This is a genomic window from Methylobacterium sp. WL119, assembly GCF_008039875.1.
Classification (GTDB): domain Bacteria; phylum Pseudomonadota; class Alphaproteobacteria; order Rhizobiales; family Beijerinckiaceae; genus Methylobacterium.
On sequence record NZ_VRUU01000108.1, the window covers coordinates 1 to 14,844 of the forward strand.

Sequence of the window (14,844 nt, forward strand, 5' to 3'; positions counted from 1 at the left end):
ACGATCCACTTCCGCGCCTCGGGCAACGCCCCCGAGCTGCGGTGCTACACCGAGGCGCCGACCGCCGCGGAAGCCAAGGACCTCCTCGCCTGGGGGCTCGACGCGGCGGCGGCGGCGATGGCGGCGGAAGCCGGACGCGCGTAGCCGTCGTCGTATCCTCGGGGGGCGGCTGCACGAGGTCTGGCGATCACGCGATGCGGACGCCCGTTCGCATCGCGTGGCGTAGAACGTCGCTGACTAAGTTCGCAAATGTCTGATTTTCTGGGCCGTATCGAACATGGATTGCGCGAGCTCGAGAAGGGTGTGGCCCTTCGGCGTGAGGTGACACGCCGAAACGCCTGCTGAGCTGGCGCAGATCAGACGCTGATTGAGCGTTTCCTCGAGTTTGAGCACGCGGCGGGCCACCGTCGAATGGTGCACGTCGAGCCGCTTGGCCGCAGCACGGATCGATCCGGCTTCCGTCACGACCAGGAACAAGCGGATGTCTTCCCAATCGAGCTGTGCCAGATCGCGCGGCTTCTTGGGCATGTGCCATCCCACCGTCAGCGGCCGTCCGGCGAGCGGACGCCGTACCAGAGGTCCTTGACCTGATCGGAGTGGGTCTTGGCGCTGTAGATGGCCACCGGCACCGCGGTGTAGCGCGCCGTGAGGCGGCCGATCGCCTGGACCACGCCGTAGGAGTAGATCACCCGGTCGCGCTGGGCGGTGATCAGGTTCACGCGGGCGTTCAGCAGCTCCTGCTGCGCGTTGAGCACGTCGAGGGTCGTGCGCTGGCCGACGCGGGCTTCCTCGCGGACGCCGTTCAGCGCGACCTCGTTGGCCTGGACCTGGGCCTGGGCGGCGATCACCTGTGCCTTGGCGGCCTCGAGCCGGCCCCAGAAGTCGACCACCTGAGCGCGGACCTGGTCGCGGACCTGATCGGCCTGGATGCGGGTCTGGCCGACCGTTTCCTTGGCCTGACGGATCTGCGCGTATTCCTGGCCGCCTTGGTACAGCGGGATCGTCACGCGCCCGACGATTGCCGCAACGACAGCATTCGAATTGGCAATCTGCTGATCATAACGCTGATTGACCGAGCCGGATAGGCTGACGGTTGGATACAGCACCCCCTCGTAAACCTTGACCTGCGCCTCGGCCGCGTCGACCGCGTGCAGCGCCGAGAGGATCTGCGGATGCTCCTGCAGGCCGATCGCGATCGCCGCGTCGAGGTTGGCCGGCACGTAGCGGTCGAGCGGGCGGCCCGGGGCGAGCTGGCGCGGCTCGACGCCGATGTTCTGACGGTAGGTGCCGATGCTGGTGCGCAGGGCCGACTCCGCGACGCTGACCTGCGAGCGGGCGCCGGCGAGGCGCGCCTCGGCCTGGGCGACGTCGGTGCGGGTGACCTCGCCGACGTTGAAGCGGTCGCGGGTCTGGCGGAGCTGCTCCTCCAGCACCTCGACGTTGTTGCGGTTCAGCTCCAGCGTCGCGGTGTTGCTGAGCACGTTCATGTAGGACTGCACCGCGCTGTACAGCACGGACATCTCGGTAAATCTCAAGATCTCTCGCTGACTATAAACCGTCGACTCTGCCCGACGCGTGTTGTTGTCAGTTCGAAAGCCGTCGAAAACCGGCTGCGTGACCGTAATACCCGCTCCACCCGGGAGGGTCGTTTGACGAAACGTATTGCTTCCCGTGCTTGTTATGGATGTTCCACCGCTGCCGGACGTGCCACTGCTACCACTCGTATTACCTAACGAGGAAGACCCTGTTCCGCCTGTGGAGACGCCAGTGGTCCCAGAAGAGATACCCGTCGAGACACCCGTCGTCGTGCCTAACCCCCCACTCGACGTACCGCCCAACAAGCTGCTGGACGTACTACCCAGCGCGGATCCCGCAGTGCTGGTGCCGCCACCGCCATTGCCTTCATAATACTGCAGTCCGAGATCCGCCTCGACACTCACCGTCGGGCGGTATCCCGACTTGGCAATTGCGATGTTCTCGTCTGTCGCCCGCACGCCCGCACGGCTGGCGTTGAGTTGGGGGTTCCCCCCATAGGCTTTGGCGAGCGCGCCCTCCAAAGTCTCCGACGCGGCCGGACCAGCCACAGCCAAGCCGGCGGCGACGGCAAGGCCGGCGATCCGGTATCTGCGGCAGGCGGCAGGTTTGTCTTCTGTCACGTCGATCAGCCCTTGCGGTGTCTCGATGACTGGATCCCCGCCTCACGCAAGAGACGGAGACGGCGCGCGTTGTGCACCTTCCAGCCAAGCCCGCCCTGGGGGGACCTTATCGCACTCCACCCTTTCCAACCGCTGCCACAGCCAGCCAACCCTCTGAATCCCAAGCGATGCGATATTAAAGCGACACCTCGCGAAGGGGCCAGACTGGGGGGCAGCCGCACCACACAGGGGCCTAAGTGGGGACTCATAACTGGTGGCTGACGGTAGCGGCGATGCAGACGGCAGCTAGGTAGTTGATGGCCAATCGGTTGTATCGCGTGGCGATACGGCGGAAGTCCTTGAGGCGCCCGATCATCCGTTCGGTGGCGTTGCGTCCCTTGTACAGGACGAGGGAGAAGCACGGCTTCCATTGCCGGTTGGACTGGGCGGGATGTTGGGCGCCGCCCCCGTCGCTTCGATCTGACGACGGATGGCGTCGCTGTCGTAGCCCTTGTCGGCCCGCATGATCCGGAACGCCGCCGAGCGCTCCAAAAGTTGTGCGCTCGCCTCGCAGTGTGAATGCCCTGACACGTTCGGCGCCGATAGCCATACCATCCCGCATCCCGTTTGCCTGCAGCTGTGAGGCAGGCTCGATAGCAGGCCTAGGTCGGAGAAGCTTGCGCCAAGGTGGCTTGCGTTGCCGATCGGCCGCTCGCAAGGCCGAGGTTGCTTCGTCCAACATGCCAAACGGCTACGTGCGGCTACTGCATGGCTCTCCCGGTGCTACCCGCCTTCCAGGTTCGGGACGTGGCTCTGACGGCAGGGTCGCGCGCCGCTTGTCGGCAGCCCTTTTGAGGGTTCTGAAGCCCTGAACTTACAGGACAAAAAAATTTCTAGTAGGCGTGCGCTTCGCGGATATGCACCCTCCTTAAAGCGGGAGACCTAATGCCGTCGGCGAAGAGGGCGAGCTGCGCGCCAGCTGCAGCCAAGCCGTCTACTCCGTCGACACGATGTGAACCACGTTGGTACCGTTGCGAAAGCCGGTCACGCGCCGTTCCTCGACCGACACCATCCCGAGCTTCCGCGCCTCACGGATGGCATTGCGCACCGTTGTCTTGGCGACCCTTGTGATCGCCGCAAGATGCCCTACGGCAAGATGGCAATCGCCCCGCCGGGCGGTCTCAACCGCGATAAGTTGCAGCACCGCCTGCTCGGCCAGGGTGAACCGTGCCGCAAGATCCGGAGGAAGTCGCCCATAGGCCGCCCAGCCGAGGCGGCGCTCCTTTGATGGTGCCAGGCTGCGAGGTTGCAGGCGTCGTTCACGCTCGTGTCGTGGTTCCGGTGCGCGGTGGCGAGGTAGAAACGGGTCCGGCGCACGGCGCCCGCGATCTCCGCGGTGGCCAGCTGCGTTGCGAGCTGCCGGCCGCAGTCACAGCGCCAGCGCCCGGCGTCCTCGTCCCGCACAGGCCGTCGCCTAGGTGCAGGACGACCCGGCCGCGCGGTCGGCCGCATTGCTCGCACTGCCCTTTGGCGCGGACGAACCGGATCTCGTGCGAGAGCTGGGGCCAATCGATTAGGTAGAAGAAGCGGTGTTCAGGCCAGATCGGCGTGGGGCTCTACGAGGGAAATCCATCAATCTGAGCGTAGCTTAGCGGTCTCAGCAGGAGCCACCTACACCTCCATGTCACTCGGATTCTACTGATAGCTATCATTACATAGCAGAGCCTAGATGACCCTTGCTTAGCCGAGCGTAGGCGTTGCATGCGCAGGGTATAGGCGCCCCTGGTGCCATACGCTCGAAGAGGGAATTAACCCCTCGGTAACCGTTCGCCCCTTATCCTGTCGGACCCTACGCTTCGACAGGAGATCAGCGGCATGCCGGTCATATCGATAGCAAACCCCAAAGGGGGCGCTGGGAAGTCGACCACCGCTCTCGTGCTCGGCACGACGTTGGCCGCCCACGGCGCCACCGTCACGATGCTCGACTGCGACCCCAACCGGCCGATCGCCTCTTGGGCTCGCGGGAGCAGCGCTACCGCCATGAAGGTGCTGGGCGATGTCGGCGAGAGCGGTATCGTCTCGGCGATCGACGCCGAGCGTGCCACGCGCCAGTTCGTGCTGGTCGACCTTGAGGGCACAGCGAGCCGCATGGTCTCACGCGCGATCATGCGTTCAGACCTAGTGCTGATCCCGATGCAGGCCAGCGCCGTCGACGCTGCTCAGGCCGCCCGTGCCGTCAGCCTGGTGCAGGAAGAGGAGCAGGTCGTCGGCCGCATGATCCCGTTTCGGGTGCTGTTCACGCGGACCTCGCCGGCGATCCCAACGCGGAACGAAAAAATGATCATCGATGAGTTGCGGGGAGTCGGTATCCCGGTGCTCACCACCCACCTCAACGAACGGGCCGCCTACAAGAGCATGTTCACGTACAACCGGTCGCTCGCAGAGCTAGACCCCGCCCTCGTGAATGGCCTTCCCGCGGCACGGGACAACGCCGAGCGCCTGTCCGAAGAGATCATCGAGCTGGTCAGCAGCTTAAACGTGAGGGCAGCCGCGTGAACACCAAGCCATCCTTCGGCTTCGGCAAGCTCGCCGAGATCCATCCGAGCGCATCTGAGCCGGCAACGCCTGTTACCCGGGAGATCGACCGTGTCGCGGAGAAGCTCGGCTTCCCGAGCCGGGAGGTGCCGACCCGCCGGAAGCGCCGCATCGCCGTGGATGAGCCGACCGACCAACTCAACCTCCGGGCCGCCATCACAGACATCAACCAGTTCGTGGAGTGGTGCGAGACGGAGCGGATGTCCTACCGCGAGGGCTTCGGCCGGCTGGTTGCCATGATCGGGAAGGCCTCCGCATGATCGAGGCAACCGTAATCATAGCGATCACCGCAGCTCTCAGCGCGGCAGCGGCTGGAGCGATCAGCGCACCGGATGCAGAATGAAAGAAGGCGGGACTGTTCCCGACCTGCCCCTGCTGGAACTCGCCACGGAAAACGCCGAGCTGCGGCTTCAGCTCGCAGAGGCTCAGGATCAGCTCATCGAGATGGCGGTCGATGCCGGCGAGTTGCATGCCCTTACCGATAGCTTGCAAGCCGAGTTGGCTGAGGCGCGGGCAGAGCGAGACGCATGGCGTCTGCTCCGCTCATGTCGGCGCTCTTCTGACAAGCCCGTGTAGCCTGCGCTTCGGCGGCAAGTAGCTGCCGAAAGTCGGGCTCGATCGCGTTTGCGACCGTGACCGAACCCACAAATGCGAGAGCTACAAGGGTAGCGCGCATCCCGGCAATGTATGCATCGGGGTACGCTTGTCGAGATAGGTTAGGTGATCCGCCCCCATTAAAGCCTCGTGGGGGCTGATCACAAGCATCACGGTCCGCACGTGCCACGGCCAACTCCATCTACAACTCCTCGACACGAGCATGCATCTCGCCCTCATCGACGGCGGTCTCGATCAGAAGCTCCTGCGCCTCGGTGAGCGCCGCACGTAGTTCCGAATCTTCAGTCGTGAGCGCGAGGACCAAAGCCTTTGTGTTGTTGCTCATCCTTCAGCAACCGGTCTGACTTACCGTGGACGGTGCCGCATTCGCGGCCAACAGGCTGCCCGATCTGTTGCGGTGGCTCTGTTTGCCCTCTCAAGCGAGGCCGCCACTCCTTCGAGGCTTCGAACGGGCCATAAGCCGGCGTCGGCGGTTCCTGTTCCCCGCAGCACCGACCTTCAAGCGATCACCCGGCCCGAGGCTTCACGGGTCCGGCGCAGGGAACTGGTCCGCACCGACCTGTCATCACGTGCTCTGTCTGCTCAGCAAGCTACCGGCGTTCGCGACCGCCGACAGCGCGTGCGTCGAGAGGCCGGCGGCATAGCACCCTGCGAAGACTGAGACGCGTCCGGCATGGCGAACGCTCGTGTGCGGCTACCGCATAGCTCGGCCCGCTCGACCCAACTCGCGAATTCCAGATGTGGCTCTGACGGCAGGGTCGCCCGCTGCTTGTCGGCAGCCTTTTTGAGAGTTCCGAGTCCCTAAATTTACAAGGTATGAAACATCAGTATGCGTGCGCATCACTGATTTGCACCCTCTCTCTTCGGCCTGGAAGGGGTGGGGGTTCGACACCCTCCCTTTCCGCGTCAGCCGCAGCCAAGCCGTCCACTCGGTGGACGCGATGCGGACCACGTTCGTGTCGTTGCGGAAGCCGGTCACACGCCGTTCTTCCACTGTCACCATCCCGAGCTTGCGCGCCTCGCGGATTGCGTTGCGCACGGTGGTCTCAGACACGCCGACGATCGCCGCGAGATGCCCAACTGCGAGGCGGCAGTCACCCTGGCGGACGGTCTCCGCAGCGACGAGCGCGAGCACCGCCTGCTCGGCCAGGGTGAACCGTGCCGCGTTAGCCGGCGGAAGCCGTCCAGAGGCCGCCCAGCGCCGTCGGCGGACCATCGAGGCATCTGTGCGCGGACGAGTGCCTGCGCGGCTTCTAGGAACTCCTGAGCGGGTCTTAGCCTGTTCGGCAGATCGTTCGGTTCCTGACAGTTGCCGCGCCTCGATCAGCCCGGACAGCGCCTCGGCCTCAGCTTCGGACAGGTGTCCCTCTCCGAACGCCTTCCACAATGCAGTCGTGACGGCCGGCAACGCGGCGCGCGGGGCCGCCTCCGCCTGCCGGCGGATTTCATAGGCGTAGTTCATCAAACCCGGTCCCTCACGGGCCGCGGCTAGGGTCCAGGCAAAGCCTTCCCGTTGACGGAAACACGTTCCGTCTTGACTCCCACCGGGAGCATGTGGCTTGTGAAGGGAAGCGACTCGCCTTTCACAGGCACTCGGGTTTCGACGGCGCCACCCTGCCAGGGGTAGGCGCCGTTGGCTTTTCAGGGGTCTATCTCGCGGCGATCTCTCCTGATGCCGGCTCACGACTCGCCACAAGGCACGCCACAGCCGGACATGGCATGTCGGCCGGCAGGCATGGCTAAGTCAACGGTAGGGGCAGGGCCGCGTTACGATAACGGACCCTGAATGCCGGCCTGACCCTCACTGATGTCTTCGGCTCTGGCCGCGGATCTAAGGACCGCCCCTGCGTCCAGGCTGCAAGTTGGACCTCGTGAGCACCCATGGGTTAAAAGCCAAGCTAAAGCTCGCCCAGAAAGGTCGGGCATCGCATCGGGGCGACCAAGATGGTGAAGCGGATTGCGACTTTCGGATTGGTTCTGCTCGCTGTAGGGGGCTGTTCAGGGCTGCAGTTGGGATCGACCGCCTACAGCTCGTTGCCGCCGGCTGCGATGCCCGGCGCTGGGGCATCGTCGGCGGTGATTTCAGCTGCTCCATTCAGACAGGACGCTGCCCTCGCACCGGTAGTCATCCCTGGCACCCTCCTGACGCCACAGGCAAGTAATAGCCGACGCGGTGTAAATCCTACCGCCATGCTGGAAGCCACCGGACGTGCTCGCTCGTTTAGCGAACTTCCGCACTCCGCGAATCATTCTAAGGCACCGGCACCGGCACCGGCACTGGCCATTCGGTCTCATGGGTCAATCGGCAGCGACGTGACGGAGACCGGCGCAACGTCTGCGACGGGAGCATCGACGACCAGCCAGAAAAATTCAACGGCTATTGATCCGCAGAATTATAATCGTGAAGCCGAGATGGATCGGTTGGTAAAGGGCGGGCGAGACGCAGCAAAGCCCATTTGTTCAGGCTGCTAAATCCTAAATAACGCCATGACCATGAGCAGGCCCGTCCCCCGATCTGATCACGGGGCGACGGGTGCTTCGTCCATCTCACCAGCGAACCGGTCCTGAGCCCAGCTCGCCGCAAGCTTGGCATTGGCAGGTTAGCTAATCGTCAACGAAGCCACGTGTGGACTAAATTTCCGCGTGCCGCTCTGCGATAGGGGCCACGTTAAAAGCGGGTCGAACCGTGAACAGCGCGAGGCGCAAATATAATATTGAACTCTAGGCAGAGTGATTGATTAAGGTGTCAGGGAGACACCCATGACACTAATCCGCTCGCACGCCATTGGATTGGCGATTTGCACGCTGTGTATAGGATCTGTCTCCGCGCAGCCCGATGTGACGGGAACAGGTGGCGGCCCCCTTTCGACTGAAAAGGCGCCCAATACCACCGTGGTAGGTCAGACCAAGCCGCCGAGCCGAGATGCGAGCCCAACGTCGGTCAAGCCTATTGACCGAGTGACGCCCCGTCAGGTCGCAGACGATACAATCAGCACGAAGGTCTGCGTGGGATGCGGAAGTGGGCCCAGCACGACAGGTTCTCTCACCGTAGCAGCGCCAACGGGAACGTTGGAAAAGCCGAATGTACGGCTTGACGAGCTTCGTGCTGCAACAGCTCCAACACAGCAATCCGATCTCGATACAGTCACTCTAGCTTCTGCCCATCGCGAGCAAGCGAAGTCAGTCGAAGAGAAAACGAACGGTCTTTGGCAGTCTTGGGTTGTTTCTGTATGCAAAGGATGCGGGGATCAAAAGCCGGCGAAGGCTTTGGAAGCCAAAGATTACCCCTCCAGAGAAGTTCCTATGACGAGTGTTTCCGTTAAATCATTGCAAACGTCTGAAATGCGTAAAGATGCTTCACAAAGGGGATCTAGTCACCAGCCTCCGGGAACTTTGGCAGCAGATTTGTCCCCCAACACCACCCATATAATTCGGCAGATGCCCAAATAAACTGAACGTTCGGCGCAAGAGGCGCGGCCAGTCGGGGAGGAGTTCGGGTTGACGCGCCATTACCTCGGCCTGTCAGGAGCAACAGGGACTCAATGCTCCGGCCACAAAAGCGAAAGCCCCGCCACAAGGACGGGGCTTTCTGATACTACGGTGGCATGCGATTACCGTCCGCAGCGGCCCGACGAACAGGACTTTATTGCCGGGGCTACCGGCGACAGACGGTATATGGATCTGGACCCCCACAGGGGCCAAGTGAGACCAAGCCCCGCCCGGACACATTCTTTGACGTACTCGAACGTTCTGTCATCAAGCGCCCGCACGTCGTAGACGCGTCGTCCTCCGTCCCACTTGTCGAACAGCAGCTGCAGTCGATGAAAAGAGACGGTGAGGACGATATCGCCTTTCAACCACATGGCCGGCGTGTCGTAGCGCGCCGGCAAGGGCGGGTCTAATATTAATTGGCGGTGATTATGACCGATAGGCCCACGAACGCAGCCTAAAGGACATGATTTTCCAGGGCTGAGTGACGAGCCTATTCCAGGCGTCGCAACAGCGATCGACGATGTCGTCGTAGGAGACGAAGATCTCGTCAGGCCAGTTGTCTCGGATGAACTGCCAGACATTCTCGACCGGGTTGAGTTCGGGTGCACAGGCGGGCAACGGCAGCAGCGTGATGTTGGCGGGTACGACGAGGTCGTGGGCGACATGCCAGGCTGCCTCGTCTAGCATCAGCATGGCGTCGGCGCGGAGCGCGACGCAGCGGCTGATCTCGATGAGGTACAGATTCATCGCCTAGCTGTCGCAGCGAGGTAGGACGAGACCGGCGCCCTTGCCCTTCCCGGGGCAGATCGCCCCAAAGTTGTAGACGAAGGCCGTGCGCTGGTCCTTGGGCGCCAATGGCGGCGTCCCGCGCCGCGCCCAGCGTCGCGGCAGGGTGTTCTTCTGGCCGACACGCACCTCGTCCTGCCACCACAGTTCTATCGCGGTCTCGAGCGGCAGCTTCGCACGGATCGCCGCTACGGCGGCGGAAAGGTTTTTTGAACGCCGCCAGGGCGGCCGGGTCCTACTCGTGGTGGCGCGGGCGCACCGACAGCTTGCGGAAGCCGAGTGCCTTAACCGTGCTCTCGTCCAGGCTGATCCCGAAGCTGGCGTAGGCCCAGGTGACCAGATCCTTCAGCCGTCAGCGCACCACCCCGCGCCGGCCCGGGTCGGGCCCTTCCTCGATGGCCCGCGCCAGAGCCCGCCGCTGCGCCGCGTCCAGCTTAGGCGGGGCGCCGGAGGCCGTGCGATCGATCAGCCCGGCCGGGCCCTGCGCGGTGGAGGCCACGACCCAATCGCCTACCGTCTGCAGACCGCCCCAATCCGGACCACGTCCGTACGACTGCAGCCCGCGTAGATCGAAGCCAGCGCCAGCAGTCGGCGGCTCTGGCCGGCCTCCCGGCTCGTCCGGGCCGGCGGTCGCAGAGCGTCGGCGTTGAAGTCCTCGCGCAACGGCAACGCAGCCGACATGGCATACCGTCCGGTCCACCCCATCGAATCAAATCCGCCCGCGCGACGGAACCCCAAGAGTCTTCGTCCACCGATTGATATAATGTGTACCTGGGCCACCGAACGGGGGCAGGCCAACAACGTGCTCGCCATAGCTTCTAGCTGCCGAGATGAACAACCGCTTCACCCTACCCATAGCTACGTACTCATGCGTAGGCGACAGACTGGAACCGCAGCATTTCCTCCAGTATGGTCAAATGCAATTATAAGTTGCAAATGAGGATACCATGACCGTACTCACTTTGGCAGCCCTCCTCGGTGGGATAGCAACGGCTGCCTGGATGGCTGATTACGGAGCGATCGCTGTTATCGTGACGATGCCTTTTGGGGGAAGCTTGGCTGCAATAGCTGTCGTTATCCTGCTCGTAGTTCGTGATAGGGCGACGAAGAGGGAAAGAGAGGCTCTGACCCTTCCCAAACTGATCCGCCCTTATCATTGAAAGTGAGGGGTGTATTCCAGACGATTCACGAGCCTTTGGCGGTTGCTATCGACGTGGTTAAAGTCCGGAGGCGCTGCCTTGGATTTCGACGTGCGAGAGCTACGTCCACTCGCCCGACCGGATCACGACTAATAATGCCGCAGCGCGCAGTTATTGAATGCTGTCTCATCACAGGGGTACCACAAGGTTCAGCGGAACACAGATAGCCCTGCACCAAGCAGCTAGCACTACCTGGGCACTTTGATGTTAGAGGGCAGCCTGAAGTGCCTTCGGCAGTGCGGACATAGGACGGGCAGGACGAGGCTGGCGAACAGCTGACCGATGATGGCTTGGCGCACGGCGGGCAGGCTGGGTGACGGCGGCGGCCCCGGTAGGCGGGTCGTCATTTTTTTCCCCGCCCCGTCCGACAATGTTCGGGGAGGCGCAGGTGCTGCAGGTAGGTGCAGGCGATACACGTCATCAGCGCGTGTCGATGCAGCCCGGTCCAGGACCGTCCCTCGAAGTGGTCGAGGCCGAGTTCTTCCTTGAGCTGCTGGTGGGCCTGCTCGCAGACCCAGCGCGCCTTGATCGTGCCTGCCAGGGCGCGCCGTGACGTCTCGGCCGGCAGGTTGGACAGGTAGTATTTGCGCTCGCCCGACGAGCGCCACTCGCCCACGAGCCAGACATTCGCGCCCGGCAGATGCCGGTTGTTGCCCCAGACCGGACCGTCGCCGGCCCACACCCGGATGGCGGCGAACCGGGCCGAGAGCTTGCCCTTCGTACCCCGGCGCCACGTCACGCGTCGCCAGGTCAGGTCGGCCAGCACCGCCTCGGCCTCCCGCGGCTCCCGGTCCGGCGAGGGCTTGCGCGCGCGCCCCGTCGGCAGCACGAGCTGCACGTCGGCTGCGTAGACGTTCTGGTTCTTCACGATGCCCACCGCCCAGCGCAGGCCCCTTGCATCCAGGCCGTGACGGAAGGCGGCGCTGACGCCGTAGCCCGCATCCGCCAGCACCGTGCCGAAGCGTAGACCGGCGGCCCTCAGGCGATCCAGTTCCGACAGCGCGATCTCACCCTTGCTCCGCGGCGCGGTCGTAGCCTCGGGCACGCCGGCCTGCACGCATCGTTGCGGATCGCTCGTCCACGCCTCGGGCAGGAACAGGCGCAAGCCCACCGGCACGGGCACCTCGCCCTGCGCCAGGGTGAGGGAGACCAGAGACTGGCAGTTGGCCTGCTTGCCCACGCACCGCAGTACTGGCGCGCCACCCCGACCGAGCGCGTGCCCTTCTTCGGCAGGGCGGTGTCGTCGATCACCAGGCAGGCATCGGATCCGCCGACCAGTCGATCCGCCTGACGGGCCAGCTCCGTCCAGAGCGGGCGATCGTCCCAGGCTGGGCTGGCGATGAAGTGCTGCAACTGGTCGTGGCCCGATAGCCCGAGCCGTTGGCAGCCAGTTCATAACAGCCTCTAGAGCGGACGTACTCGACATCATTCGGGTATGCGGCAGGCGAACAGGTTTTAATGTGACGATAAATTTTTGGATTGATGGATTGAATGACTTAAGTCTTGAGAATGCCCTGCTCTTTCGTCGAGGGCGCGCCGGATGAACGCACGCATTTCTTTCTCAAACACGGTCTCAGAAAAATCGTTTGCGTGCGCAACAATATCCGTGGTGTTGAATGTCATGCCTTCAAACCGCACAATAGCATTTTGTATAGCATCGCAGCTTTGGACGTCGAAAAACACGCCTGTGCGACCTTCAACAACAGTTTCCGTGGCTCCTCCGCGCTTGAACGCGATGACTGGACGACCACTAGCCATCGCCTCGACAGGAACAATTCCGAAGTCTTCCTCGCCAGGAAAGATGAGCGCCCGGCATCGGGCGTAGTGGTGTTTTAAAACATCAAACGGCTGAGAACCAAGGAGAGTAACATTTGGCTGTGCCATAGCACGAAGTTGATGCAGCATTTGTCCGCCACCGATTACTACTAATTTTTTGCCGGTTCTATTAAATAATTCAACGGCAAGTTCAGGCCTTTTATAGGCGACTAGTTCGCCGACCATCAGATAGTAATCACTGACTTCTTCCGACGCAACAGGCGAAAAATCTCTTACTGTTACGGGAGGATGAATAACAGTCGATTCGCGACGATAGTATCTTTGTAGTCGAGAAGCAACAGTTTTCGAATTTGCTACATAGTAATCGACGCGATTGGCAGATATTGCGTCCCAATTCCGTACGTAATGTGCAAGCACCGGCATCATGAGGCGCGTCAGAAATCCTGAACGTTCCCTATAATCATGGAACATATTCCAGATGTACCGCATCGGCGAATGGCAGTAGCAGATATGGAGCGACTCCGGCGGAGGAATAATTCCTTTGGCCGGACCGGATTCGCTGCTAATAATGAGATCGTAGCCGCGGAGATCTAACTGTTCAAGAGCCAAAGGCATCAACGGTAAATAGCTCTGATACATCTTCGATGATTTTGGCAATTTACTAATAAATGATGTCGTAATACGATGACTTCTGATTTTGGCCGATATTGAGTCTGGAACATAGACGTGCGTAAACACGTCTGCATCTGGATACATCTCACATAAAGCTTCGACGACTTTTTCACCGCCACGCATTCCAACAAGCCAGTAATGAATAATCGCAACTTTCATCTAATGTTCTCTCATGACATGAACTACGGCGGTTTTCGATCAATTGGTCTTCGTCAGCATTGATTGTTTGAAACGTTCGATGAGCGGCTTTAGGAATTAGCACTTGAGCTTTGTCTTGTCGCGCTGTCATTGCATAGAGCGTTAGTTTTCGCTGGGCGCAAGGTCGTCGGGGTCGGATTGTGGCTTAGGTTTGGGCTTGCGAACAGGTGGCGGGGGGCGGATGGCCTTTGCCGTTGGCGCAGTCGCGATCGCTGGGCGGTGAGGTGGAGCGGGCGGCTGCGTCATCGGCGGACGCTTTGCTGGAGAGACGGCTGTCGCACCGAGCGGTTTATTGGCCATGGAGGGCTGGGACACGACCGGCGGTGGGCCGGCGGGGAGCGCCGAGCCAAGAACCGAGGTCGTGGCGGGGTCTGGTGCCCCGGGCGGACCGGGAGGGCCTGAGGGACCAGCCGGTCCTTGAGAACCGGGAGGGCCTGGGGGGCCCGGAGGCCCCTGAGTTGCCAGACCCGCACTGGTGGTCCCTCTCATAGGTAAGGACGAGGCGGTGGAGCCCGGCGGTCCCTGCTGTCCGCAATTGCCAACGACAGCCTCGTAGGCTTTGCCATCAATCGTAGCGCTGACGATGCAACGTGCCGGATGGTAGATCAGCGTGTACTCGAATTTTCCCGCCTCGTCCGACTCGGTTCGGAACTGACCGTCAAGCACGACCTGTTGATGAGGTCGCTCCGTAGTTCCAACGATGTATAGCCTGCCCGAGGCAATGGCAGCGATCGTAATATCAGACGCTGCAAAGGAATTTTGGCAAACGCTGAGCAGAATGGCTTCTGCCGCGATCACGATAGACATAGCGCGGATCATTCAAGCGACCTTACGGGAATGCCCTCTTCCATCGATGAGGTGCTTGCGAGTTCGGCGAGCACATAGACCGCGACCTTCGGTCTTTCAATTCCGGTCACACGGAATATCGACTTTGAGGAGATCGCAAATTCTACGGTCCGAGACGACTTTTTCAGGATGAGAGACGCACGAGCAGAACGATCCTGACTATCGAGCACGCCAAGGCCTTTCCTCGCGTTAGTGCTTAACGTCGAGGGAGGGCTTTCTTGTTCCAATCGACAGCTTGACGGGGCCGGGGCGAGGGCTCGAGCTCAAGAGACAATCAGGGCTCGGTAGTTTTAGCGGCGAAGCTTGAACGCGGCAGCGAGCACGACCCCGAGGGCGGCGCCAAGCTGTGCGCCGAGCACTGCGCCGATCCAGCCCCAACTCGCGCCGACCCAAAGCCCAAGCGCGGCCATGATCATTGCACCGCACAAGAGAATGATCAGCACGCGTGTATCTCCAACTCGATCTGTTCTCTAGATATATACTTCTTAACCTGAGTTATATTTATTGTATACATCCATATCCAACTGTGG

Annotated in this window: 11 protein-coding genes and 3 pseudogenes; 4 read left to right on the plus strand and 10 right to left on the minus strand. The window is 61.9% G+C overall.

The features are described 5' to 3' along the window. Positions 1–144 (plus strand): hypothetical protein (locus tag FV227_RS30065; protein ID WP_187274932.1); only part of this gene is annotated, 144 nt, incomplete at its 5' end. 93 nt (positions 145–237) lie between these two features. Here the strand turns inward: FV227_RS30065 and FV227_RS24180 are convergent. From FV227_RS24180 to FV227_RS24195, 4 genes and pseudogenes are all read right to left on the minus strand, one after another. Next, complete coding sequence (locus FV227_RS24180; RefSeq protein WP_147860097.1) at positions 238–528, minus strand: LysR family transcriptional regulator; 291 nt, start codon at positions 526–528, stop codon at positions 238–240. 14 nt (positions 529–542) lie between these two features. Continuing rightward, positions 543–2,156, minus strand: coding sequence for a TolC family outer membrane protein (locus FV227_RS24185; protein WP_147860098.1), 1,614 nt, complete (start codon positions 2,154–2,156; stop codon positions 543–545). A gap of 244 nt (positions 2,157–2,400) precedes the next feature. Continuing rightward, a pseudogene (locus FV227_RS24190) lies at positions 2,401–2,714 on the minus strand (transposase); the annotation flags it as partial. A 415-nt stretch (positions 2,715–3,129) separates the two neighbouring features. Continuing rightward, positions 3,130–3,339 (minus strand): hypothetical protein, encoded by a 210-nt coding sequence (locus FV227_RS24195; RefSeq protein ID WP_246686629.1) that lies wholly within the window; start codon positions 3,337–3,339, stop codon positions 3,130–3,132. 671 nt (positions 3,340–4,010) lie between these two features. On the opposite strand from FV227_RS24195, the gene FV227_RS24205 reads away from it, so the two are divergent. The 3 genes from FV227_RS24205 (at position 4,011) to FV227_RS24215 (ending at position 5,306) form a co-directional block, all read left to right on the plus strand. After that, positions 4,011–4,691 (plus strand): ParA family protein, encoded by a 681-nt coding sequence (locus FV227_RS24205; RefSeq protein WP_147860099.1) that lies wholly within the window; start codon positions 4,011–4,013, stop codon positions 4,689–4,691. Beyond that, entirely contained in the window at positions 4,688–4,990 is a 303-nt protein-coding gene (locus FV227_RS24210) for a hypothetical protein (RefSeq protein ID WP_147725755.1), read from the plus strand. Before FV227_RS24205 ends, FV227_RS24210 begins: the two co-directional genes overlap by 4 nt. Before the next feature lie 79 nt (positions 4,991–5,069). Then, a complete protein-coding gene (locus FV227_RS24215; RefSeq protein WP_147860100.1) occupies positions 5,070–5,306 on the plus strand; it encodes a hypothetical protein in 237 nt (78 codons plus the stop codon). A 220-nt stretch (positions 5,307–5,526) separates the two neighbouring features. On the opposite strand, the gene FV227_RS29265 is transcribed toward FV227_RS24215, so the two are convergent. From FV227_RS29265 to FV227_RS29270, 6 genes and pseudogenes are all read right to left on the minus strand, one after another. After that, positions 5,527–5,670, minus strand: a complete 144-nt coding sequence (locus FV227_RS29265; RefSeq protein WP_187274933.1) for a hypothetical protein — start codon at positions 5,668–5,670, stop codon at positions 5,527–5,529. Between the two features lie 369 nt (positions 5,671–6,039). Beyond that, complete coding sequence (locus tag FV227_RS24220) at positions 6,040–6,807, minus strand: GntR family transcriptional regulator (RefSeq protein ID WP_147860101.1); 768 nt, start codon at positions 6,805–6,807, stop codon at positions 6,040–6,042. A gap of 2,456 nt (positions 6,808–9,263) precedes the next feature. Next, positions 9,264–10,304 (minus strand): annotated as a pseudogene (locus tag FV227_RS24230) (IS630 family transposase). Positions 10,305–11,029: 725 nt separating this feature from the next. After that, positions 11,030–12,202, minus strand: a pseudogene (locus tag FV227_RS24235) (IS701 family transposase); the annotation flags it as partial. A gap of 75 nt (positions 12,203–12,277) precedes the next feature. After that, positions 12,278–13,429 (minus strand): glycosyltransferase, encoded by a 1,152-nt coding sequence (locus FV227_RS24240; RefSeq protein WP_147860103.1) that lies wholly within the window; start codon positions 13,427–13,429, stop codon positions 12,278–12,280. Between the two features lie 1,175 nt (positions 13,430–14,604). Next, positions 14,605–14,757, minus strand: coding sequence for a hypothetical protein (locus FV227_RS29270; protein ID WP_187274934.1), 153 nt, complete (start codon positions 14,755–14,757; stop codon positions 14,605–14,607). Between the last annotated feature and the right edge of the window lie 87 nt (positions 14,758–14,844).

What these genes read in the sequence shown, in the direction of transcription:
- FV227_RS24240 (WP_147860103.1), bottom strand. Translation starts at nt 13,429, where the DNA reads ATGAAAGTTGCGATTATTCATTACTGGCTTGTTGGAATGCGTGGCGGT.
- FV227_RS24220 (WP_147860101.1), bottom strand. Translation starts at nt 6,807, where the DNA reads ATGAACTACGCCTATGAAATCCGCCGGCAGGCGGAGGCGGCCCCGCGC.
- FV227_RS24180 (WP_147860097.1), bottom strand. Translation starts at nt 528, where the DNA reads ATGCCCAAGAAGCCGCGCGATCTGGCACAGCTCGATTGGGAAGACATC.
- FV227_RS24215 (WP_147860100.1), top strand. Translation starts at nt 5,070, where the DNA reads ATGAAAGAAGGCGGGACTGTTCCCGACCTGCCCCTGCTGGAACTCGCC.
- FV227_RS29265 (WP_187274933.1), bottom strand. Translation starts at nt 5,670, where the DNA reads ATGAGCAACAACACAAAGGCTTTGGTCCTCGCGCTCACGACTGAAGAT.
- FV227_RS24205 (WP_147860099.1), top strand. Translation starts at nt 4,011, where the DNA reads ATGCCGGTCATATCGATAGCAAACCCCAAAGGGGGCGCTGGGAAGTCG.